General features: G+C 73.7%; 17 protein-coding genes and 1 pseudogene. 12 read left to right on the top strand and 6 right to left on the bottom strand.

The annotated features are described in order from the left end of the window. Positions 1–12 precede the first annotated feature (12 nt). Complete coding sequence (locus IE109_RS24550) at positions 13–918, bottom strand: 5'-3' exonuclease (RefSeq protein ID WP_189553665.1); 906 nt, start codon at positions 916–918, stop codon at positions 13–15. Between the two features lie 178 nt (positions 919–1,096). On the opposite strand from IE109_RS24550, the gene IE109_RS24545 reads away from it, so the two are divergent. Then, complete coding sequence (locus tag IE109_RS24545) at positions 1,097–1,639, top strand: helix-turn-helix domain-containing protein (RefSeq protein WP_189553384.1); 543 nt, start codon at positions 1,097–1,099, stop codon at positions 1,637–1,639. Then, the gene (locus IE109_RS24540; protein WP_189553382.1) at positions 1,639–2,367 is read left to right on the top strand and encodes a helical backbone metal receptor; all 729 of its coding nucleotides are present in this window, start codon (positions 1,639–1,641) and stop codon (positions 2,365–2,367) included. Before IE109_RS24545 ends, IE109_RS24540 begins: the two co-directional genes overlap by 1 nt. Here the strand turns inward: IE109_RS24540 and IE109_RS24535 are convergent. After that, a pseudogene (locus IE109_RS24535) lies at positions 2,285–3,359 on the bottom strand (TDT family transporter). The gene IE109_RS24540 and the pseudogene IE109_RS24535 sit on opposite strands and share 83 nt — an antisense overlap. Before the next feature lie 70 nt (positions 3,360–3,429). Between IE109_RS24535 and IE109_RS24530 the strand changes: the two are divergent. From IE109_RS24530 to IE109_RS24515, 4 genes are all read left to right on the top strand, one after another. Then, entirely contained in the window at positions 3,430–4,329 is a 900-nt protein-coding gene (locus IE109_RS24530; RefSeq protein ID WP_189553380.1) for a LysR family transcriptional regulator, read from the top strand. A 342-nt stretch (positions 4,330–4,671) separates the two neighbouring features. Then, the gene (locus tag IE109_RS24525) at positions 4,672–5,115 is read left to right on the top strand and encodes a hypothetical protein (RefSeq protein WP_189553378.1); all 444 of its coding nucleotides are present in this window, start codon (positions 4,672–4,674) and stop codon (positions 5,113–5,115) included. Then, on the top strand, positions 5,115–7,289 hold the full coding sequence (locus IE109_RS24520; protein WP_189553376.1) for a DUF6571 family protein: 2,175 nt from the start codon (positions 5,115–5,117) through the stop codon (positions 7,287–7,289). Before IE109_RS24525 ends, IE109_RS24520 begins: the two co-directional genes overlap by 1 nt. 25 nt (positions 7,290–7,314) lie before the next feature. Further along, the gene (locus tag IE109_RS24515; protein WP_189553374.1) at positions 7,315–7,947 is read left to right on the top strand and encodes a hypothetical protein; all 633 of its coding nucleotides are present in this window, start codon (positions 7,315–7,317) and stop codon (positions 7,945–7,947) included. 51 nt (positions 7,948–7,998) lie between these two features. On the opposite strand, the gene IE109_RS24510 is transcribed toward IE109_RS24515, so the two are convergent. The 3 genes from IE109_RS24510 to IE109_RS24500 all read right to left on the bottom strand — a co-directional run bounded on the left by IE109_RS24510 (position 7,999) and on the right by IE109_RS24500 (position 11,101). Next, complete coding sequence (locus IE109_RS24510) at positions 7,999–8,679, bottom strand: gamma-glutamyl-gamma-aminobutyrate hydrolase family protein (protein ID WP_189553373.1); 681 nt, start codon at positions 8,677–8,679, stop codon at positions 7,999–8,001. A 57-nt stretch (positions 8,680–8,736) separates the two neighbouring features. Then, positions 8,737–10,179: an ethanolamine permease gene (gene eat, locus IE109_RS24505; RefSeq protein WP_189553371.1), complete on the bottom strand. Its 1,443-nt coding sequence runs from the start codon at positions 10,177–10,179 to the stop codon at positions 8,737–8,739. Positions 10,180–10,354: 175 nt separating this feature from the next. Continuing rightward, the gene (locus IE109_RS24500; RefSeq protein WP_189553368.1) at positions 10,355–11,101 is read right to left on the bottom strand and encodes a FadR/GntR family transcriptional regulator; all 747 of its coding nucleotides are present in this window, start codon (positions 11,099–11,101) and stop codon (positions 10,355–10,357) included. 78 nt (positions 11,102–11,179) lie between these two features. On the opposite strand from IE109_RS24500, the gene IE109_RS24495 reads away from it, so the two are divergent. The 4 genes from IE109_RS24495 (at position 11,180) to IE109_RS24480 (ending at position 15,942) form a co-directional block, all read left to right on the top strand. After that, a complete protein-coding gene (locus IE109_RS24495) occupies positions 11,180–12,550 on the top strand; it encodes a glutamine synthetase family protein (RefSeq protein WP_189553366.1) in 1,371 nt (456 codons plus the stop codon). Between the two features lie 269 nt (positions 12,551–12,819). Beyond that, the gene (locus tag IE109_RS24490) at positions 12,820–14,184 is read left to right on the top strand and encodes an aldehyde dehydrogenase family protein (protein ID WP_189553365.1); all 1,365 of its coding nucleotides are present in this window, start codon (positions 12,820–12,822) and stop codon (positions 14,182–14,184) included. Between the two features lie 3 nt (positions 14,185–14,187). Next, complete coding sequence (locus IE109_RS24485) at positions 14,188–14,970, top strand: 3-oxoacyl-ACP reductase (RefSeq protein ID WP_189553363.1); 783 nt, start codon at positions 14,188–14,190, stop codon at positions 14,968–14,970. 75 nt (positions 14,971–15,045) lie between these two features. Continuing rightward, complete coding sequence (locus IE109_RS24480) at positions 15,046–15,942, top strand: DUF2510 domain-containing protein (protein WP_189553361.1); 897 nt, start codon at positions 15,046–15,048, stop codon at positions 15,940–15,942. An 83-nt stretch (positions 15,943–16,025) separates the two neighbouring features. Here the strand turns inward: IE109_RS24480 and IE109_RS24475 are convergent, their stop codons facing one another. Further along, positions 16,026–17,228, bottom strand: a complete 1,203-nt coding sequence (locus IE109_RS24475; RefSeq protein WP_189553359.1) for an amino acid deaminase/aldolase — start codon at positions 17,226–17,228, stop codon at positions 16,026–16,028. A gap of 170 nt (positions 17,229–17,398) precedes the next feature. Between IE109_RS24475 and IE109_RS24470 the strand changes: the two genes are divergently transcribed. Next, the gene (locus IE109_RS24470; RefSeq protein ID WP_268251484.1) at positions 17,399–18,781 is read left to right on the top strand and encodes a hypothetical protein; all 1,383 of its coding nucleotides are present in this window, start codon (positions 17,399–17,401) and stop codon (positions 18,779–18,781) included. After that, the gene (gene mycP / locus IE109_RS24465) at positions 18,778–19,956 is read left to right on the top strand and encodes a type VII secretion-associated serine protease mycosin (RefSeq protein ID WP_189553357.1); all 1,179 of its coding nucleotides are present in this window, start codon (positions 18,778–18,780) and stop codon (positions 19,954–19,956) included. Before IE109_RS24470 ends, mycP begins: the two co-directional genes overlap by 4 nt. Positions 19,957–19,978: the final 22 nt, after the last annotated feature.

Below are 19,978 nucleotides of genomic sequence, written 5' to 3'. Positions count from 1 at the left end.
TAAGTTAACACTTCAGCCCTTGAGCGTCGTGAGGAGCCGGTCGAGCGACCCGCCCAGCCCCCAGCGCGCCGCCAGCCTCTCCAGCTCGGCCGGGTCGCGCGGCCGGGTCGGCAGCGCCGGGTCGTGCTCCGGCAGCGGTACGTCCCCGGCGACCCGGACCACCTTGGGCGCCACCGCCACGTAGTCCCGCGCCTCGTCCAGCCGGCGGCGCTGCGCGGGCGTGAGCTTCGACGCCGGATCGTCCACCGCCGCCATGATCCCGGCCAGGTCCCCGTAGGCGTCGAGCAGCTTGGCCGCCGTCTTCTCCCCGATGCCCGGCACGCCCGGGAGCCCGTCGCTCGGATCGCCACGCAGCAGCGCCAGGTCCGCGTAGCCGGGCCCGTCCACGCCGTACTTGGCGCGCAGCCACGCCTCGTCCGTGACCTGGAGCGTGCCGACCCCCTTGAGCGGATACAGCACCCGCACCCCCCGGGCGTCGTCCACCAGCTGGTACAGGTCCCGGTCGCCCGTCACGATGTCCACCGGGCCGGCCGCCCGCCCCGCCAGTGTCCCGATGACGTCGTCCGCCTCGTAGCCGGCGACGCCCACCCGGGCGATGCCCAGGGCGTCGAGCACCGCCTCGATCACCGGGACCTGCGGCGACAGCGTGTCCGGGACCTCCTCCTCGTCCGGCCCGGTCTCCGTCTCCTCCGCGACCCGGTGCGCCTTGTACGACGGGATCAGCTCCACCCGCCAGGCCGGGCGCCAGTCCGCGTCCATGCAGGCCACCAGGTCGTCGGGCCGCCGGTCCTGCACCAGCCTGGCGATGAAGTCCAGCAGCCCGCGCACGGCGTTGACCGGCGTGCCGTCCGGGGCCTTCACGGAGTCGGGGACCCCGAAGTAGGCGCGGAAGTAGAGGGAAGCGGTGTCGAGGAGCATCAGGCGTCGCGTCACGTCCCCGATCATGCCGCACCCCGCTGACAGCCGGAGCCCCACGACGTGGCGGGGCGGCACTCACGCCCGCCGGGCCCCACCGCTTCGCGTCTTTCCCTCCCGTTGCGCTACTCGGTGGTACCGCCGCTGCGTATGGTGGTCGCAGAGGGAGGGAGCCGAGGAGATGGACGAGAAGGAGACGCTCCGGGTGGGCGTGGCCGTCCGCAGGAGGCGAAGAGCCATGGCGCTCACCCTCGCCGCGGTGGCCGAGCGCAGCGGGCTGTCCGTGCCCTTCCTGAGCCAGATTGAGAACGAGCGCGCCCGCCCCAGCGAGCGCTCGCTCCAGCAGATCGCCGACGCCCTGGACACCACCACCGTGGCACTGCTCGACGCCGCCGACCCGGCGCGCACCGTCGACGTCGTACGCGCCGCCGACGACCCGGGCCGGCCCGGCGCGCGGGCCCTGGTGCGGGGCCAGCACCAGATGCACGCCGAGGAGTTCACCGGCGAGCACGACGCCGGACGCGAACTGGTGCTGCGCAACGACGCCATGCTGTACGTCGCCGACGGCGCCGCCCAGGTGGAGGCAGAGGGCCGGGCGTACCGGCTGGAACGCGGCGACACGCTGTACCTGTCCGGTGGCGTCCGCCACCGCTGGCGGGCGGGCGACCCGCACACCCGCATCCTCGTCGTCTCGGTCGCCGAGCACATCGAGACCAGCACCTGATGCGGGTGGTGTCGCTCGTCCCCTCCCTCACCGAGGCCGTCGCCGTCACCGCCCCCGGCCTGCTGGTCGGCGCCACGGACTGGTGCACCCACCCCGCCGGACTGGACGTCACCCGTATCGGGGGCACCAAGAACCCGGACGTGGCCGCGATCACCGCCCTCCGCCCGGACCTCGTCGTCGCCAACGAGGAGGAGAACCGGGCCCCCGACCTCGCCGCCCTGCGCGCCGCCGGGCTGGACGTCCTGGTCACCGAGGTACGCGGACTGGACCAGGCGTTCGCCGAACTGGACCGGGTGCTGCGCGCCTGCGGCGTACCGGAGCGCCCGGACTGGCTGGCGGAGGCCCGGACGGCCTGGGCGCGCCTGCCGCCCCCGGGCGCGTACCGCACGGCCGTCGTGCCCGTCTGGCGCCGCCCCTGGATGGTGCTGGGCCACGAGACCTTCGCGGGCGACCTGCTGGCCCGCCTCGGTGTGGTGAACGTGTACGCGGACCACCCCGAGCGCTACCCGCGCGTACCGCTCGACGAGCTTCGCGCCGCGGGCGCCGACCTCGTCGTGCTGCCGGACGAGCCGTACCGCTTCACCGCCGACGACGGGCCCGAGGCGTTCGGCGGCCTGCCCGCCGCGCTCGTCGACGGCCGGTACCTCACGTGGTACGGGCCGTCGCTCGCCCAGGCCCCGGCGGCGCTGCGAGCAGCGCTCCTGCGGCCAGTCCCCGGACCGTCCTGACCGCCGCCGTCAGCCACGCCGCCACCAGCAGCACGTACAACCCCACCGCCAGCCAGCGCAGCGCCGCCAGCCCGGTGTGCTGCGCGAGCCCCTCCGCGCCGGTCACGCACGTCCCCACCGGGAAGGTGAACGCCCACCACGTCAGCGCGAACCCCATGCCCCGCCGCCGCGCCCGCACCACCATGGCCCCCGCCAGCGTCAGCCACAGCAGGGCGAAGCCCATGACCGGCACCCCGTACAGGACGGCGGCCTCGCCCGCGTACGGCACGCCCGGCGCCGCGTCGGCGAACTTGGCGGCGGCCGTCGTGGACTGGCCCAGCGGCCCGAGCACCAGGAACAGCGTGGGCGTCAGGGCGAGCGGCAGCGGGCCGCCGGTCATCAGCCGGCCGAAGACCAGCGGCAGCACCACCAGGGTCGCGAGCAGGCTCAGCCCGAACATGCCGTAACAGGCGGTCAGCAGCGTCAGGCGCCACTGCCCGGGCGGCAGGTGCGGCACCAGCAGGGGCCCCAGCGCCGCCGAGACCATGGGCGACACGACGGGCAGCAACCACACCGGGGAGGGGGAGTCGACCGTGTGGTGCACCACCATCAGGTACGGGACGGTCACCGCGACCGCCAGGCCGATCACCGTCCCGGTCAGGAAGAGCGCCGCGTCGAGGGCCACCGCCGCCCCCGACCGAGACCAGCGCCATCGCCAGGCACCCGTAGAAGGGGGCGACGGCCGGATCCAGCAGGTGGGCCCGGGCCTGGTCCCGGTGGTGCGCCCAGTGCAGGGCGCGGGCCGCGAGCAGGACGAGCAGCATCAGCAGCGACAGGGCCCACACGGCCGCGCAGGCGGTGCGCAGGCCGGGGAGGCGGACGGGCAGCGCGGCACCCGCGTTGGCGACGATCGCGGTGCCCATCACCGTCGCGTACCAGTTGGGTCCGAGGTGCCGCACGGCCATGGTGCGGGGAACGCGGCGGAGGGGGAACTGGTGCGCGAGGGTTGCCATGGACCCACCCTCACCTGCGCGGATGAGACTCACCAGAGATCATGACCCTATGACCCCATAAACTGAATTTATGAGTCTCTCGCATCGTGTGCCCGATCTCGGGGCCCTGGAGCTGCTGCTGGCCGTCGCCCGGCACGGCAGCCTCGGCCGGGCCGCGCGCGACGTCGGCATCACCCAGCCGGCCGCCAGCAGCCGCATCCGCTCCATGGAACGGCAACTGGGCGTCGCGCTGGTGGACCGCTCCCCGCGCGGTTCCCGGCTCACCGCCGCCGGCGCCCTGGTCACCGACTGGGCGCGGCGGGTCGTCGAGGCGGCGGAGGCGTTCGACGCGGGCGCCCAGGCGCTGCGCGACCGGCGCGACTCACGGCTACGGGTGGCGGCCTCGATGACCATCGCGGAGTACCTGCTGCCCGGCTGGCTCATCGCCCTGCGCGCCGAGCGCCCCGACACGGCCGTCTCCCTCCGGGCCGGCAACTCGACCGCCGTCGCGGCCGGTCTGCTGGCGGGGGAGGCCGACCTGGGGTACGTCGAGGGCCTCGCCGTCCCGGAGGGCCTGGACGCGGTGGTCGTCGCCCACGACCGGCTCGTGGTCGTCGCGGCCCCCTCGCACCGCTGGGCCCGCCGCCGCGCCCCGCTGACGCCCGCCGAACTGGCGGCCACCCCACTGGTGCTGCGTGAGTACGGCTCGGGGACCCGGCAGGTGCTGGACGCGGCACTCGCGGAGTACGGCGGACTGGCCGACCCGCTGCTGGAGCTGGCCTCCACGACGGCCGTGAAGGCGGCGGCGGTGACCGGGGCGGGCCCGGCGGTCCTCAGCGAGCTGGCGGTCACCGAGGAGCTGGCCTCCCGCCGCCTCGTCGAGGTCCCCGTGGAGGGCGTCCACCTCCACCGGGCCCTCCGCGCCGTCTGGCCCACGGGCCCGCTGCCCACCGGCCCGGCCCGTGACCTGCTCTCACTGGCGCGGGGCTAGGGCGGATCTTCGGGTCAGACCGGATCAGGGAGGGGATGGTGCGTGCGGAGGCAAGGCGAAGGAGGGAGCCGCCGCGGTGGGGCCCTGGTCGAGCGAAGCCGAGACCTCGGGGGAGTCGGCGGCCGACGACAAAGCCGCAGACGCGCGCAAGGGCGGGCGAGCCGGGCGGGATCCGTAAGACCCGCCCCCAGGGGGCATCGGGCGGTGAGCGCCAGGCTGCCCGACCAGCTGTCGCAACTCCTTGTGTAGGGTCGTCCTTTGACGTGTCCGGGACGCCTTGCTGACGTTTCCACCTGGAACGTCGATCATTTGCTTGTCCGTACGGGGGAAGGAGCCCACCCAATGGCGTGGGACGAATGGGAGCGGCTGAAGGCCGACGCCAGCGCCAGAAGCTCCTCGCGAATGCAACTGAACGAGGCGCCGGGCGGCAAGGGCGGGGGCGGGCAGGGCGACCTCACGGTCAACCAGCAGGACCTCGCCGCGGTCGGCGACAGCGCGTTCAAGCTGTTCGAGGACCTCGGGCGTTACGGCCGTGACGCCTGGTCCAGCAGCCAGACTGCTGCCAAGGACCTCACGACGCAGGAGTTCGAGCTGGGCGGCGCGCTGCACACGGTGCAGGAGCGGTGGGAGAAGTCGCTCACGACCCTCCTCGACGCCTGTGCCCACATCTCCAACCACATGGACTTCACCAAGAAGGCACACGCGGGCGACGAATACCACATCGCGTCGACCACCAGCAGCATCTCGGCCCTGCTCAAGGGATTCGACGAGGGGGTGAAGCGCTGATGGACCTCGAGGCACTGCGCCACGCCAACTTCTCGGCGCTCAGCACCGCGATCACCGACTGGTCCACGGTGGTCAAGAATCTGAAGACGCTGGAGAAGCGGTCGCGCGACGACATGAAGGCCAAGGCCGACAAGGCCAACTGGACCGGCGTCAACGCCACCGTCTCGCGCGAGTTCATCGCCAAGACGGCCGGTGAGTTCTCCGACGCCCTGACGCAGGCCACCTCGATACGCGACATTCTCAGGGACACCCACGACGAGCTGGTCGGGTACCGGGACGAGCTGAGGAAGGCCCTCGACGACGGCTTCGAGAAGGACAAGCTGTCCGTCTACGGGGAGAAGGGCGGCGGCTTCCGCGTCATGGCCGCCGTCCACCCCGAGCCGCCCGGCACTCAGCAGAAGGTCGACGCACTGAGGGACAACATCCAGCGCATCCTCAACCAGGCCACCACGAGCGACTCCACGGCGGCTCGCGTCCTGCGCGCGATCGCCGAGCAGGCGGACTACGGCTTCTCCGGGGTGAAGCACGCCGACCGCGACTCCGCCGCCGACGCGCTGAACAAGGCCGACGCGATGGCGAAGCTGGCGAAGGACGCCAAGAAGATGTCGCCCGAGGAGCTCGCCGAGTTCCAGCGGACCATGGCCCAGTACAAGGACGACGAGCTGTTCGCCGCCACGTTCGCATCGAAGTTGGGCGGTAAGGAGACACTCCAGTTCTGGAACGACGTCGCCGAGCTCCACGCGGGAGCCACAGGCGACGAGCTCAAGCAGCTCCAGAGCCTCCAGCGCGACCTGAGCATGACGCTCGCCACCGCCACGCTCTCCGACTCCGACGGTATGGAGAAGTGGAAGCAGAAGGTCCTCGACGAGGCGACCACGGCCTTCAGGACGAATGCGGCCGACCCCCTGCGGCCGAACGGGGCCATGGGCTACCAGGTCATGAGCAGCCTGATGCACCACGGCAAGTACGACGCCGAGTTCCTGGACGCCTACGGCAAGCAGCTCCTGAAGATGGACATGGCCCCGGCCGGCCTGACCGGCATGGGCACCAACGACCTCTGGAAGGCCGGCAACATCACCGATCTCGTCTTCGGCAAGGACGACGGCCGGGACCCGCTGGTCGGCTACATGAAGGCCCTGTCGCACAATCCGGAGGCCGCACTCCAGACCTTCGACGACAAGAAGGTCTTCGAGCACATGCTGGAGAGCACCCGGTACACCGACCGTGACGGTGCCGTGGCGCATGCCCTAGAGGCGGCGGTGACGGGCTACGGGGACGGCGAGAAGGCGACCGACATCCGGCCGCACAGCAGGGAGCAGGTCGCCCTGATGAAGGAGGTCATGCACGCGGTCGCCCAGCCGGAGACCGGCGCCGAGCTGGTGAACAAGGCCACCGGTGAGAGCTTCGGCGACATGGCCGCCGCCTACATGCCCGAGATCAGCCGGTCGATCGCCGGCCAGGGAGCCGAGTCGATCTTCTGGAGCAACAGCCAGGACCCCGATGGCCTGGACAAATTGGACACCACGCGCTTCCTGTACGAGACGGCCAGGGACCCCATGGGCCGCGCCGCGATCATCGTCGGGGAGAGCGTGTACACGGCCAGCTCCCTGGAGGCGCACATCGCCCAGCCGGAGCTCTTCGACGGAAAGACGGAGGACGCGGTCACGGCCATCGCCAAGAATGCCGGCATCATCGAGGGCATCGTCGGACACTCGGTCGCGGACGCCGGGATCACCGGCGACCTGGAGGCCGAGAAGGACGCGAACACCGCCCTCAAGACCAAGGGTGACGTCGTGAAGTCCATCCTGTCCGCCGGTGTGGGCGTGGGTACCGTCGCCCTGGTCGGAACAGCACCGGCCGTGGCCGCTACGGCCGCCGCGGCGAGCGGCTTCTTCGGGGGCATCGCCGGTATGTCCGTCGACCGCCTCATCGATGCGCAGCAGATCGACGGGGCGCTGGACCAGGCCCTTTACGACACCGCCGGGGACCTGAACGACGCCCAGGCATCGGCCAACCACCAGACGCAGGAGAGCGCCGTGAAGGCCATCGAGGAGCACGGGTCCAAGGAACTGACGGAAGGCGCCACGCGGAACACGATCCGCCTGGCGATCGAGGACGGATGGGATGCCAGCGACTCCATGCTGGAGGACTCCCACGCCCGGCCGGCCGCGTAACGCCCGAGTGGATGTGGGAAGCCCCATGCAGGCACGTCGAAAGAGGAACGCCGTCATCGCCGGGACATGTTGTCTGGTGGTGATCGCGGCGGTGTTCGGATACCTGGAGATCTTCACCAGGGGTGTCGACCGACTGCCCGACCGGCCGTGCGACGGCGCGGTGGACCGGGCGACGGCGGCGCGTGCCCTGCCCTCGGCGCGTTCGGCCGAGGAGCGGGGGAAGCTCCGTCAGAACCGGTCGGACGGCAACTTCCACTTCGCCTGCTACGTACGCACCAGCGGTGGCTCCGTCATCTCGGGAGAGGTGGAGTCCCGTGACTCGGCTTCCGGCCCGTGGCGTGACCACTACGCGAAGCAGGGGTACGTGGTGGACCCGGTCGAGGTGTCGTCCGGCGACATCAGGGCCGTGGTGCACCCGGACCACGCCTACGTGTACGTCCCCTGCACCCCGCCCGGCAAGAAGCCCGGCGAGGCGCGGAACGCCTATGCGCTGAGCGTCGACGCCCGCACCATCGGCAAGACCCGGGTTCACGGGGACGAACTGCGGCAGGTCCTTGCCGACTTCGCCTACCAGCTCGCCCGCCACACCTACAAGGCCGCCGACTGCCAGGAGGCGCGGACTCTCCCGGAGGAGCTGCCCCGGCTCCCCGCGGCATGAGGGACACGAGAGCCCGGACCGCCCCCGTGAGCGGTCCGGGCTCTCGGGCGCTCAGGACGAGGCCGCCGCGACCAGCCCCTCCATCACCCGGGGGTCGTCACCCATCTCCGGGTGCCACTGCACGCCCAGCGCCCACCGGCCGTCCGCCGACTCGACCGCCTCCACGGTGCCGTCCTCCGCGTGGGCCGAGGCGATCAGCCCCTCGCCCAGCCGGTCGACGGCCTGGTGGTGGTAGGTGGGGACCGCCGTCGCCTCGCCGACCAGCGCGTCGTACCGCGTCCCCGGCACCGGCTTCACCGTGTGGGTGTCGAACACGCCGACCCCGCCGGTATGGCCGTCCAGGTGCTGGATCAGCGTGCCGCCGAGGGCCACGTTCAGCAGTTGCATGCCCCGGCAGATGCCGAGCAGCGGTGTGCCCGCCGCCAGCGCGGCCCCGATCAGCGCCAGCTCCCACGCGTCCCGCTCCGCCGCCGGCGGCCCCGTACGGGGGTCGCGGTCGGCCCCGTACCGTACCGGGTCGACGTCCGCGCCGCCCGCGACGACGAGGGCGTCGAGGCGGGCGACCACGTCGGCGGCGAGGGACGGCGCGTCCGGCGGGAGCATGACGGCGATACCGCCCGCCGCCTGGACGAGGCGCGGGTACGCCTCCGGGAGGAGCGCGGCGGGCAGCTCCCACACGCCCCACCGGGCCGGGTTCAGGTAGGTCGTGACGCCGATGAGCGGCTTGGGCACGGCGGGTCCTCTCGGTATCGGTATCGGTCCCGGTCGCGGGCGGGTTCGGTCCCGGTCTCAGTCGCGGGCGAGCTCGGCCTCGGCCGCCGCCAGCGCCGCGAACTCCTCCTCGGGCGCGCTCGCGACGAGACGGTGCCGACTGTAGAAGGCGAAGTACGCCAGGGCGACCGCGTAGACGCCCAGCGCGATGAACGCCGCGTCCTTGTCCACCAGGAACGTCGCCACCAGCGCGGACAGCGCAAGCACGAAGGCGACCGACGAGGTGACGATTCCGCCGGGTGTCCGGTACGGGCGCGGGAGGTCCGGCTCGCGGCGCCGCAGCACGATGTGGGACAGCGCCATCAGGGCGTAACTGATGGTGGCGCCGAACACCGCGATGTTCAGCATGCGCGCCCCGTTCCCGGTGGCCGCCGCGAGCGCGAACCCGATCGCACCGGGGATGAGCAGGCCCAGGTACGGGGACTTGCGGCGGCTGGTCAGCGACAGGAAGCGGGGCAGGTACCCGGCGCGGGACAGGGCGAACAACTGCCGCGAACCGGCGTAGATGAGCGAGAAGAACGACGCGACCAGCCCCGCGAGGCCCGCGTAGTTGATGAACCGGCTCAGCGCGGTCGGGTCGCCGTCGCCCTGTAGCGCCACCACCAGCGGGTTGCCGGCGTCCTGGATCGCGGCCGACCCGCGGACCCCCGTCGACGCGAAGAACGTGAGCACGGCGAGGAGCACCAGGATCATCAGCGACAGCGAGAGCGCCCGCGGCATCGAGCGCACCGGGTCCTTCGCCTCCTCGGCGGCGAGCGGCACGCCCTCCACGCCCAGGAAGAACCACATCCCGAAGGGGAACGCCGCCCAGATGCCGAGCAGCCCGTACGGCAGCCAGGAGTTGGACCCGAACGCGCTCGCGTCGACCGGGATGTCGTTCAGCCCGTCGGCCCGGAACTCGGTGAAGGCGCCGGCCGCGAAGATCAGGAGCGCGGCCACCGCGACGGCGGTCACGACCAGGCTGAAGCGCAGTGCCTCGCCGACGCCCCACAGGTGGATGCCGACGAAGACGACGAAGCAGGCCAGGTAGACGGGCCAGCCGGACTCCAGGCCGAACAGGCCCAGGGACTCGACGTAGTCGCCGATGAAGATCGAGATGGCGGCCGGGGCGAGGATGTACTCGATGAGGATGGCCGTCCCGGTGAGGAACCCGCCCCAGGTGCCGAGCGCCCGGCGGGCGAAGCCGTAGCCTCCGCCGGCGGCGGGCAGGATGGCGGACAGTTCGGCCAGCGCGTAGACGAGGCAGGCGTACATCACGCCCATCAGGACGGTCGCCGTCGCCAGCCCGCCGAATCCGCCCTCGGCGAGGCCGATGTTCCAGCCGGAGAAGTCGCCGGAGACGACGTATCCCACCCCGAGGCCGGTGAGCAGCAGCCAGCCGGCGCTGCCCTGCCGCAGGGCCCGGCGCTTCAGGTAGTCGTCCGTGGCGGGTGAGGGGTCCTTGGTTTCTTCCAGCGTCATGGCAGCAGTGCTCCCGCGTCAGCGATCGGGGCCCAATGGAGTGGACCCATACCTTTGCGGTGGGCGGGCATGAGCGCAAGACCCCTGCGTTACTTTCGCGTTACGCCGACGGCCCGCCCGCGGCCCGCCCCGGCACCTCCCCGCCCGCGCGGCAGCCGGCATCCGGCGTCCCGCGTCACGTCAGGAACCCGCGCAGCAGCGCCGCCGTCCCCGCGCAGTGCTCCCGCATCACCTCGCGGGCCGCGTCCGCGTCGCCCTCCAGGACGGCCTCCACCAGCGCGGTGTGCTGGTGCTGCGAGTGCTCCAGATTGCGTACGAGCAGGGGGATGCAGTCCAGCAGGTCGTTCACCGACGCCCGCACCGCCGCGTACTGCGCGGTCAGCGTCGGGGAGCCGGACAGCTCCGCCAGCGTCAGGTGCAGCAGCGTGTCCTGGCGCCGGTAGTCGTCCAGCGGCGCGTCGTGCGTGGCCCGCAGCGCCGTGCGCAGGCGCTCGGCGCCCGCCTCCGACAGCCCGTGGGCGGCGCACAGCCCCGCCGCGCCCACCTCCAGCACCTCGCGGAAGCGCAGCGTGTCCTCCACGTCCACGGACGCGATGCGCCGCCGCAGCTCCGCCTCGCCCGTGTCGCCGGGTGTCCGGTCGCGGTGGAGCACGAACGTTCCGCCGTACCGGCCGCGCCTGCTCTCGACCAGGCCCTGCTCCTGGAGGACCTTGAGCACCTCGCGCAGCGTGACCCGGCTGATCCCCATGCGCTCGGCCAGGTCCCGCTCGGCCGGCAGCCGTTCGCCACCGGGCACCAGACCGAGCCGGACGACCTGGAGAATCTGCTCCAGGGCCTCCTCGAAGCCGTTGCCCGCCCGCACCGGCCGCAGCACTGGGGCCAACCGGTCCCCGGGCGCACGGCCCTGGCTCTTCTTCGCCACCTCGCGGTTTCCCCTTCCCAAGCAATGGTCTCACCTAATACCTTATGGCTTCCGGCTGACCGAAGGAGGAGCAATCCCGTGGCAGACCGCAAACCCCCGCTCGAGGTCGAGGAACTCCGTGCCCTCGTCGCGAGCGGTGAGATCGACACAGTGGTCCTGGCCTTCCCCGATATGCAAGGGCGGCTCCAGGGCAAGCGGTTCGCCGCACCCTTCTTCCTCGACGAGGTTCTGGAACACGGCACAGAGGGCTGTAACTACCTCCTTGCCGTGGACGTGGAGCTCAACACCGTCGACGGCTACGCCATGTCCTCCTGGGCCACGGGCTACGGCGACTTCGCCATGCGCCCGGACCTGTCCACCCTGCGCCGGATCCCCTGGAACGAGGGCACGGCCCTGCTCGTCGCCGACCTCGCCTGGAGCGACGGCTCGCCGGTCGTCGCCGCGCCGCGCCAGGTCCTGCGCCACCAGCTGCAACGGCTCGCCGAGCACGGCTTCACCGCCCACGTCGGCACCGAGCTCGAGTTCATCGTCTTCAAGGACACCTACGAGCAGGCGTGGAACGCGGACTACCGCGGCCTCACCCCGGCGAACCAGTACAACATCGACTACTCCATCCTGGGCACCGGGCGCATCGAGCCCCTGCTGCGCCGCATCCGCAACGACATGGCCGCCGCCGGTCTGACCGTCGAGTCGGCCAAGGGCGAGTGCAACCCCGGCCAGCACGAGATCGCGTTCAAGTACGACGAGGCCCTGGTCACCTGCGACCAGCACGCCATCTACAAGACCGGTGCCAAGGAGATCGCCTCCCAGGAGGGCGTCTCGCTCACCTTCATGGCGAAGTACAACGAGCGCGAGGGCAACTCCTGCCACATCCACCTGTCGCTCCAGTCCGCCGACGACCCCGGCCGCAACGTCATGGCGGGCGACGGCCCCCACGGCATGTCCCGGGTCATGCGGCACTTCCTGGCCGGACAGCTCGCCGCGCTGCGGGACTTCTCCCTGCTCTACGCGCCCAACATCAACTCGTACAAGCGCTTCCAGCCGGGTTCCTTCGCACCGACCGCCGTCGCCTGGGGCCACGACAACCGCACGTGCTCCCTGCGGGTGGTCGGCCACGGCCGCTCGATGCGGTTCGAGAACCGCCTCCCGGGGGGTGACGTGAACCCGCACCTCGCCGTCGCGGGCCTGGTGGCCGCCGGACTGTACGGCATCGAGCACGAGCTCGAACCGCCCGAGCCGTGCGACGGCAACGCGTACACCGCCGACTACGCCCATGTCCCCACCACCCTGCGCGAGGCCGCCGAGCTGTGGGAGAAGAGCCCCATCGCCCGGGCCGCCTTCGGGGACGAGGTCGTCGCCCACTACCGCAACATGGCGAGGGTCGAGCTGGACGCCTTCGACGCCGCGGTGACCGACTGGGAGCTGCGCCGCTCCTTCGAACGCATGTGAGCCGAGCCGAGAGCACGTGGGGCCGCGCGCGTGCGGGCCCGGCACATGTGGGCCGCGCACGTGCCTGCCCCGCACATGTGGGCCGCGCACGTGCGGGCCCGGCACATGTGGGCCGCGCACGTGCCTGCCCCGCACCCATACGCCCGGCCCATGCCGGCCCGGCACGTGCCCCCTCAGCACATGCCGCCCGAACCCATGTGGGCCCGGCCCATGTAAGCCCCGCCCACGTCACCCGAGCACATGTCACCCGAACGTCCGCAAGGAGCCATGTGAGCACCGAGCACCTCGTCCTCGACCCCGCCACCGAGGAGGTCGTCGCCACCGTCCCGGCCGCCACTCCCGCCGACGTCGACGCCGCCGTCACCCGGGCCGGGGCCGCGCAGCGCACTTGGGCGGCAGCGGCCCCCGCGGACCGCGCCCGCCTGCTGCGCCGCTTCGCCGCCGTCGTCGACGAGCACGTCGAGGAACTGGCGCGGCTGGAGGTCCGCGAGGCGGGCCACACCCTCGGCAACGCCCGCTGGGAGGCCGGCAACGTCCGCGACCTGCTCGACTACGCCGCCGGGGGAGTGGAGCGCCTCAACGGCCGCCAGATCCCCGTCCCCGGGGGGCTCGACGTCACGATCCTCGAACCCCTCGGCGTCATCGGCGTGATCGCCCCGTGGAACTTCCCCATGCCCATCGCCGCCTGGGGCACCGCACCCGCCCTGGCGGCGGGAAACGCGGTCGTCCTCAAACCCGCCGAGGCCACGCCCCTCACGGCCCTCCGGCTCGCCGAACTCGCCCTGGAGGCCGGGCTCCCGGGACATCTCTTCCAGGTACTGCCCGGAGCGGGCGCCGTCGCCGGGAACGCGCTCGTCGAGCACCCCGGCGTAGCGAAGATCGTCTTCACCGGCTCCACCCGCGTCGGCAAGGCCATCATGGCCAAGTGCGCCGACCGCGTGAAGCGCGTGACCCTCGAACTGGGCGGCAAGAGCCCCAACATCGTGTTCGCCGACGCCGACATCGAGGCCGCGGCCGCCGCCACCCCCATGTCCTTCCTGGACAACTCCGGCCAGGACTGCTGCGCCCGCACCCGCATCCTCGTCCAGCGCTCCGCCTACGACCGCTTCCTGGAGCTCCTCGCGCCCGCCGTCGAGGGGGTCGCCGTGGGCGACCCGTCCGACGAGAGGACGCAGATGGGCCCCCTCATCTCCCGGGCCCAGCTGGACCGGGTCCGCTCCTACGTCCCCGACGACGCGGAGGGCATCCGGGGCAAGGCCCCCGAGGGACCCGGCTTCTGGTTCCCGCCCACCGTCCTCACCGGCCTCGCGCCCGACGCGCCCGCCGCCGTCGAGGAGGTCTTCGGACCCGTCGCCGTCGTCCTGCCCTTCGACGACGAGGCGGACGCCGTCCGGCTCGCCAACGCCACCGAGTACGGCCTGTCCGGCTCCATCTGGACCCGGGACGTCGGCCGGGCGCTGCGCGTCTCGGGCGCCGTCCGGGCCGGGAACCTCTCCGTCAACTCCCACTCCAGCGTCCGCTACTGGACCCCGTTCGGCGGCTACCAGCAGTCCGGCCTCGGCCGGGAGCTCGGCCCCGACGCCCTCACCGCCTTCACCGAAACCAAGAACGTCTTCATCAGCACGGAGGCCTGACCCATGACCGACAACACCGTGTGCCGCCGTCTCACCGGCCGGACCGCCGTCATCACCGGCGCCGGCAGCGGCATCGGCCTCGCCACCGCCCGCCGCCTCGCCTCCGAGGGCGCGAACGTGGTCTGCGGCGACATCGACGAAAGGGCCGGCAAGGCGGCCGCCGACGAGGTCGGCGGCACCTTCGTACGCGTCGACGTCACCGACGCCGACGAGGTCGAGGCGCTCTTCAAGACCGCGTACGACACTTACGGCAGCGTCGACATCGCCTTCAACAACGCGGGCATCTCGCCGCCCGACGACGACTCCATCCTCACCACCGGGCTGGACGCGTGGCGGCGGGTCCAGGAGGTCAACCTCACCTCCGTCTACCTGTGCTGCAAGGCCGCCATCCCCTACATGCGGCGCCAGGGCAAGGGCTCCATCATCAACACCGCCTCGTTCGTGGCCATCATGGGCGCGGCCACCAGCCAGATCTCCTACACCGCCTCGAAGGGCGGCGTCCTCGCCATGTCGCGCGAGCTCGGGGTGCAGTTCGCCCGCGAGGGCATCCGCGTCAACGCCCTGTGCCCCGGTCCGGTGAACACCCCGCTCCTCCAGGAGCTGTTCGCCAAGGATCCCGAGCGCGCCGCCCGCCGCCTCGTCCACATCCCGGCCGGCCGCTTCGCCGAGGCCGACGAGATCGCGGCCGCCGTCGCCTTCCTGGCGAGCGACGACTCGTCGTTCGTCAACGCCACCGACTTCCTGGTCGACGGCGGTATCTCCGGCGCGTACGTCACCCCCCTGTAGTCCGCCCGGTCCCGGGGCCGGTACCGGCGCGGGCCCGGACCGGACCTGCGCCGCGCCCGCCCCTAGAGTGACCGCATGAGCATGACGCCCCCGGGCTGGTACCCCGACCCCGGCAACCCGGCCGTCGAGCACTGGTGGGACGGCACCGCCTGGACCGGGCACACCCGTGCCGCCGGCGCCGCCGCCGTCATGGCGGCGCCGCCGCCGGGGCACAGGCGGACCGGCCGCGCCGTCGCCGCCGCGGCGGGGGTCGCGGTGGTGGCCGTGGTCGCCGCGGCGGCGGTCGTCCTCGGCTCGGGCGACGAGCCTCCCGCGGACGCCGCGAACAGCCCCGCGCCCCCACCGGCGAGCTCGGCGGGGTCCTCCGCGTCGCCCGCGCCGGCCTCGGGCTCCCCCGGCGAGGAGGACCCCTCGGTCGTCGTCGACCAGCTCAACGGCATCACCCTGCCCGTCCCCGCCGGCTGGGAGGAGCCGGAGTTCGGCACGGGGAACCTGCCGACCGTGGCGACGGTCGCCGCCGACCCGTGCCCCGCCGCGAGCAGCCGCTCGTGCCGACGCGGCTCGGTGTCCTCCCTCACCGCCACGGCCACCGGCACCGATGACCCCCGCGCCATCGCCCGGGGCGACATCGCCGAGGCCGCCGACCGCGCGTTCGAGGAGGACGGTCTCGGCGTCAGGCCCCACGGCGGCATCCGTTCCCACGAGGTGGTCGCCGAGCGGTCGACCGTCGTCGCCGGACGCACCGGCCACCTGGTCCGCTGGCGGGTCACCACCCACCAGGGACCCGGCGGCTACGTCCAGTCCCTGGTCTTCCCCTCCCCGCTGGGCAGCGAGTCGCCGGTCATCGTGCGGTTCGTCCTGTCCGCCGGGCCGGGCGCCCCGCCGCCGTCCGTGATGGACGACATCACCCGGGGCATCCGTCCCGTCGGCAGCTCGACCGGCGGGGGAGTCGGCAGCTCCATCGGCCCCTGAGGACACCGGGGCACAGGAAGCCGGTCATTGGACGCGGGAGCACCGGGCACCGGCGCACGGGCCACCGGCGCACGGGCCACCGGTCACAGGAACGTCCGCCCCTCGCCCCGGTACGTCGGTACGGTCGCGGTGACCCGGTCGCCCTCGATCAGGTGCAGCACGTCGAACCGCTCGCACAGCTCGCCCGCCTTCGCGTGCCGGAACCACACCTTGTCGCCGATCAGCAGGTCGTCGGCGGGGGCGCCCAGCAGCGGGGTCTGCACCTCGCCCGCCCCCTCCCGCGGGTCGTACCGCAGGCCCTCGGGGAGGTACGGGACCGGCAGCCGGTCCGCGCCCGCCGCGCCCGACGCCGGGTAGCCGCCCCCGAGGACGGTCACCACCCCGAGGCCCGGCCGGCGCACCACGGGCTGGGCGAACAGCGCCGCCGGACGGCCCGTGAACGACGTGTAGTCGTCGAACAGCCGCGGCACGTACAGCCCGGACCCGGCCGCGATCTCGGTCACCGCGTCCTCGGCGGCCGTGTGCTGGACGCTCCCCGTCCCGCCGCCGTTGACGAACTCCAGGTCCGGCGCCACCGCCCGTACCGCCGCCACCACGGCCGCCCGGCGCGCCGCCAGCTCCCGCCGCGCGGCCGCCTGCATCAACCGCACCGCCCGCGAGCGCACCGGCCGCCCCGCGATCGCGTCGCCCACCCCGGCGACATGCCCCTCGTACGCCATCAGCCCGACCAGCCGGAACCCCGGACGGCGCGCGACCGACCGCGCCAGCTCCGCCACCTGGGCGGGCGTCCGCAGCGGCGAGCGCCGCGCGCCGATCCGCACCCGGCCGCCCAGCAGCCGCAACGACGTGTCCAGCTCCAGACAGACCCGCACCTCCTCGGTGCCGCCCTCACGCGCCCGGTCGATCAGCTCCAGCTGCGCCGGGTCGTCGACCGTCACGGTCACCGCGCCCGCGAGCTTGGCGTCCCGCGAGAGCTCCGCGAACGCGGCACGGTCCGCCGAGGGATACGCGAGCAGGACGTCGTCGAAGCCGGCGCGCGCCAGCCACAGCGACTCGTCCAGCGTGTACGACATGATCCCCGCGAACCCGTCGTGCGCCAGCACCCGCTCCAGCAGGGCGCGGCAGCGTACGGACTTGCTCGCCACCCGGACCGGCTTCCCGCCGGCCCGGCGGACCAGATCGTCGGCGTTCGCGTCGAACGCCTCCAGGTCGACGACGGCGACGGGCGCGTCGAGGTGGGCGGTGGCCCGGTCGTACCGGGCTCGGTCGGCGGCACGCGGAGTCATGGCCAGAGCCTGCCAGAAGGGCCTACCCGGGGGTAGGGGGACGTTCCGGTCAGATCCGCCCCGGCCCTCGGCCTCGTTGCCGATCGGACGGGCGCAGCCCGTAGAGTTACCCACGCGCTGACGAACGGGCCTGCCCCGCAAGGCGATCCGGACGACACCGAGGGGGGCGGATGAGCACCGAGGCACGACACCCTGCCTCCCGCGCCACGGACACCGCACGCGTCACCTCACCCTCCTCCCCGATACCGGCCCCCGCCTCCTCGGCGGCGCCCGGCACCGCTCCGGTACGCGCCACCCGGTCCGCCCCGCCCGCCGGTACGCCGATGCCGGCGCCCGCCGCCGACACCCCGGCCCCGCCGGCCCCCGGGACCACCGCCCGGCTCCGCCCGTCCCGCGGCTCCGCGACCGCCCCGCCGCACCCTTGGACCCCGCCCACCGCGCCCACCGCGCCCCCGGCGACCTCCACCGTGCCCGCGTCGCGACCGGCCCCGCCCACCGCGCCTCCGGCGACCCCCACCGCGCCCCCCGCGTCGCGACCGGCCCCGCCCACCGCGCCCGCGTCGCGACCGGCCCCGCCCACCGCGCCCCCGGCGACCCGCGCCGCACCCCCCGCCCCGCCCACCACGGACCCCGCCGCGCCGCCCGCGCCGACCGCCCCGCCCACGCGGCGGCGGCCCGTCGGCGCCGTCGACCTCACGCCCCGCCCCGGGGCCGGCGCGCCGGCCGCCGCGCGGCCCCACTGGGTGCCGCCGGAGACGCCCGCCGAGACCACCACGCGCCTGCGCCCCGTCCCCGGACGACACCCCGCCCGCGCTGCGGCCGCCGTCGCCTGCCTCGTGCTGGGCCTCGGGCTCACCGGCGGGGCCGCCGCCGGGGCCTGGCTCGTGGGCGACTCGGCCGCGCAGACCTCGGACCGCTACACCGAGGCCCGCCGCCTGTGGCACAGCGTGCCCGTCGACTCGCTGTTCCCCCGCACCCTCGACGGCGAGGGCGCAGGACCCGGGCGCGCCGACCGGACCTGGACGCGCGTCGCGGTGGCGCCCGACGGCCCGTGCGCCGGTGCCCTCGACCCGCTGCTGGTCAAGGCCCTGCGGCCGGTCGGGTGCGCGCGCCTGGTGCGTGCCACCTACACCGACGCCACCGCCACCAGCGTCACCACCGTCGGCATGGTCTTCACCGACGCCGACCGGCCCGGCATGACCGCCCTGCGCGAACGCTTCGCCGACGAGAGCCTCGACGAGCGCACCGACCTGCTGCCCCGGACCCTGCCGGCCCCCGGCACCGTCGCCGCCGGCTTCGGCGACGCGCAGCGCGCGAGCTGGCGGGTCAGCGTCCTCACCGACGTGCCCGTCGTCGTCTACGCGGTCTCCGGCTTCGCGGACGGCCGCACCGTCACGGACCCGCAGCCCGCCGCCGAGGCGATGGCCGAGGGGCAGACCAGCACGCCCGCCCAGGCCGGGCTCGGCCACGACGCGGACGGCGTCGCCGACCGGATCGAGCGCGGCCTGCGGAGGACGGCGAAGACCGGCGAGGCCGTCCGGGAGTCCCGATGAGCCACCGCCGCCGTCGCGCCGCGTTCACCGCCGCCCTCGCCGCCACGCTGTTCACCGTGCTCCCCGCCGCCCCGGCCCACGCCGACGGCATCCGCGCCCAGCAGTGGGGCCTGGAGGCGATGCACACGGCCGAGACCTGGCGCACCACCAAGGGCGCGGGCGTCACCGTCGCCGTCCTCGACACCGGGGTCGACGACAGCCACCCCGACCTCGTGGGCAACGTCCTGCCCGGCAAGGACCTGATCGGCTTCGGCGCCCGGCGCGGCGACCGCGCCTGGGCCCGCCACGGCACCTCCATGGCCGGGATCATCGCGGGCCACGGCCATGGCCCCGGCCGCGAGGACGGCGTCCTCGGCATCGCGCCCGAGGCGAAGATCCTGCCGGTCCGCGTCATCCTCGAAGGCGGCGACCCGGCCCGAACCAAGGCCCGCAACACCCGCGGTACCGCCCTCGCCCAGGGCATCCGCTGGGCCGTCGACCACGGCGCCGACGTCATCAACCTCTCCCTCGGCGACGACAGCGAGTCCGCCCACCCCGACGCGGGCGAGGACGCCGCCGTCCAGTACGCCCTGTCCAAGGGCGCCGTCGTGGTCGCCTCGGCCGGCAACGGCGGCGACAAGGGCGACCACATCTCGTACCCCGCCGCCTACCCCGGCGTCATCGCGGTCACCGCCGTCGACCGGTACGGCACCCACGCCGCCTTCTCCACCAGCCGCTGGTACGCCACCGTCAGCGCGCCCGGTGTCGACATCGTGATCGCAGACCCGGACCGGAAGTACTACCAGGGGTGGGGCACCAGTGCCGCCTCGGCGTTCGTCTCGGGAGCCGTCGCCCTGGTCAGGGCCGCCCACCCGGACCTGACCCCGGCGCAGGTCAAGAAGCTCCTCGCGGACACCGCCCGCGACCGCCCCCGGGGCGGCGGGCACGACGTCGACAAGGGGTACGGGACGGTCGACCCGGCCGCGGCCGTCGCGGCGGGCGCGAAGCTGCGTCCCGCCGACCTCAAGGCGGCCGCCGCCGGCTACGGCAGGCGCTACTTCGGCACCGGCCCGGCGGCCGAGCGGGGCGGGGACGACGGGGTCGGCCCGCTCGCCCCCGTCACCGGGGCCCTCGGCGTGCTGCTGCTGGCCGCCGCGGTCGTGCTGTGGCGCGGGGGCCGGGCCACCGGACGCTGAGCGGCGCCGTTAGGCTCGTCGC

Origin of the sequence: Streptomyces lavendofoliae, from assembly GCF_014649735.1 — a bacterium.
GTDB lineage: Bacteria > Actinomycetota > Actinomycetes > Streptomycetales > Streptomycetaceae > Streptomyces > Streptomyces lavendofoliae.
Note: the sequence above shows the minus strand (reverse complement) of the source record. Positions and strands in the feature narration are given on the sequence as shown.

Excerpts from the sequence above, each read along its gene's own strand:
- IE109_RS24550 (WP_189553665.1), bottom strand. The coding sequence starts at position 918 with ATGCTCCTCGACACCGCTTCCCTCTACTTCCGCGCCTACTTCGGGGTC.
- IE109_RS24545 (WP_189553384.1), top strand. The coding sequence starts at position 1,097 with ATGGACGAGAAGGAGACGCTCCGGGTGGGCGTGGCCGTCCGCAGGAGG.
- IE109_RS24540 (WP_189553382.1), top strand. The coding sequence starts at position 1,639 with ATGCGGGTGGTGTCGCTCGTCCCCTCCCTCACCGAGGCCGTCGCCGTC.
- IE109_RS24530 (WP_189553380.1), top strand. The coding sequence starts at position 3,430 with ATGAGTCTCTCGCATCGTGTGCCCGATCTCGGGGCCCTGGAGCTGCTG.
- IE109_RS24525 (WP_189553378.1), top strand. The coding sequence starts at position 4,672 with ATGGCGTGGGACGAATGGGAGCGGCTGAAGGCCGACGCCAGCGCCAGA.
- IE109_RS24520 (WP_189553376.1), top strand. The coding sequence starts at position 5,115 with ATGGACCTCGAGGCACTGCGCCACGCCAACTTCTCGGCGCTCAGCACC.
- IE109_RS24515 (WP_189553374.1), top strand. The coding sequence starts at position 7,315 with ATGCAGGCACGTCGAAAGAGGAACGCCGTCATCGCCGGGACATGTTGT.
- eat (WP_189553371.1), bottom strand. The coding sequence starts at position 10,179 with ATGACGCTGGAAGAAACCAAGGACCCCTCACCCGCCACGGACGACTAC.
- IE109_RS24485 (WP_189553363.1), top strand. The coding sequence starts at position 14,188 with ATGACCGACAACACCGTGTGCCGCCGTCTCACCGGCCGGACCGCCGTC.
- IE109_RS24480 (WP_189553361.1), top strand. The coding sequence starts at position 15,046 with ATGAGCATGACGCCCCCGGGCTGGTACCCCGACCCCGGCAACCCGGCC.
- IE109_RS24475 (WP_189553359.1), bottom strand. The coding sequence starts at position 17,228 with ATGACTCCGCGTGCCGCCGACCGAGCCCGGTACGACCGGGCCACCGCC.
- IE109_RS24470 (WP_268251484.1), top strand. The coding sequence starts at position 17,399 with ATGAGCACCGAGGCACGACACCCTGCCTCCCGCGCCACGGACACCGCA.
- mycP (WP_189553357.1), top strand. The coding sequence starts at position 18,778 with ATGAGCCACCGCCGCCGTCGCGCCGCGTTCACCGCCGCCCTCGCCGCC.